Annotated in this window: 1 protein-coding gene; it reads left to right on the top strand. The window is 33.1% G+C overall.

Annotated elements, in window-relative coordinates; translation table 11 throughout:
* Nucleotides 1-74: 74 nt before the first annotated feature.
* The gene (locus EUBHAL_RS13900; protein WP_044923714.1) at nucleotides 75-1,541 is read left to right on the top strand and encodes an IS1182 family transposase; all 1,467 of its coding nucleotides are present in this window, start codon (nucleotides 75-77) and stop codon (nucleotides 1,539-1,541) included.
* Nucleotides 1,542-1,648: the final 107 nt, after the last annotated feature.

The following is a 1,648-nucleotide window of genomic DNA, read 5'->3' as shown; positions in this document are numbered from 1 at the left end:
GGACGCCACTGAAAAAGTGGTCGTAAAATCATATATCTGATATAATTAAGGTATCATAATTGTCGGAGGTTGAAATGTTATCATCCCAACTTAAACTTAGCCTTAGTTATTATTCAGATTTATATGACATGATTGTTCCAAAAGATCATATTCTAAGAAAAATCAGGGAATTGGTCGATTTTTCTTTTATATATGATGAATTAAAAAATAAATATTGCCTTGATAATGGACGTAATGCAAAAAATCCTATATTGCTATTTAAATATCTGCTTTTAAAATATCTTTATAACCTTTCTGATAATGGTGTTGTTGAAAGATCACGATATGATATGTCTTTTAAATATTTTCTGGAATTAACGCCAGAAGAAGAGGTTATCCATCCTAGTCTTTTAACCAAATTCAGAAAGCAGCGTTTAAAAGATGAAAATATACTTGATCTGCTCATAAATAAAAGTGTAGAACTTGCCATAAATCAAGGTGTTTTAAAAAGCAATACTATAATTGTTGACTCAACTCATACAGAAGCCCGTTATCATAAAACTACTCAGAGAGAAATGTTGAAAAAAGCCTCTACTTCTTTAAAAGTAGCTTTAAAAGATTCTGATAAAGACATTTATCTGCCAGATGAACCTGAAAAACGAGCTTCTTTAGATGAGTATAATGAATACTGTCATGAATTATTAAACACAGTTCAGGAAAGTCCGTATTCAGAACTGCCAACGATTAAAGAAGAATCTTCTATGTTATCCGAAATTTTGGATAATCAGATTGATTGTTATGATCAATCCATTGACCCGGATGCCCGGATTGGCCATAAAACGGTCAATTCTTCTTTTTACGGATACAAAACTCATTTGGCCATGACAGATGAACGGATTATCACTGCAGCAACAATCACATCCGGCGAAGCATTTGATGGTCAGGAACTTCCAGTACTGGTTCAAAAAAGTAAAGCAGCAGGTGCAACCGTTAATGAAGTAATAGCAGATACCGCATATTCCACACTGGAAAATTTAAAAGATGCACAAAGCAATGACTATAAATTAATTTCAAAGCTTAACCCGAGCATCATAAAAGGGACTCGTTCAGAGGACGGCTTTATCTTTAATAAAGATGCGGATACCATGCAGTGCCCAGCAGGGCATTTGGCTATAAAATATCGAATTGACAAACGTAGTAATCAGAAAAAGAATACACGTATCAAATATTTTTTCGATATTAATAAATGCCATGTCTGTCCTTATCGTAATGGCTGCTATAAAGAAAATGCAAAAACCAAAACGTATAGTATCACTATTAAATCGGATTATCATAAAAATCAAGAGGCGTTTCAAAAAACACAATATTTCAAGGAACGTTTCAAAACCCGCTATATGATAGAGGCAAAAAATAGTGAATTAAAAAATATACACGGATATAGTCGTTGTGATGCTGCTGGACTATCAAACATGCAACTTCAAGGAGCAGTATCAATATTTGCAGTCAATTTAAAACGAATTTTAAAACTAAAGGGAGAAGTCTGCCCAAATGAGAAAAAATAGGAAAATTCATCTCTCAAAAGGGTAGATTTTGCATCCCTCAAAACACTATTTTAGCAATATTTTATTATCAAGGAACATTTTGGCATATATTTGACGCCCTGTGATAC

Origin of the sequence: Anaerobutyricum hallii DSM 3353 (assembly GCF_000173975.1) — a bacterium.
GTDB lineage: Bacteria > Bacillota > Clostridia > Lachnospirales > Lachnospiraceae > Anaerobutyricum > Anaerobutyricum hallii.
The sequence above is the reverse complement of the archived record's forward strand: the minus strand, read 5'-3'. Positions and strand labels throughout refer to the sequence as shown.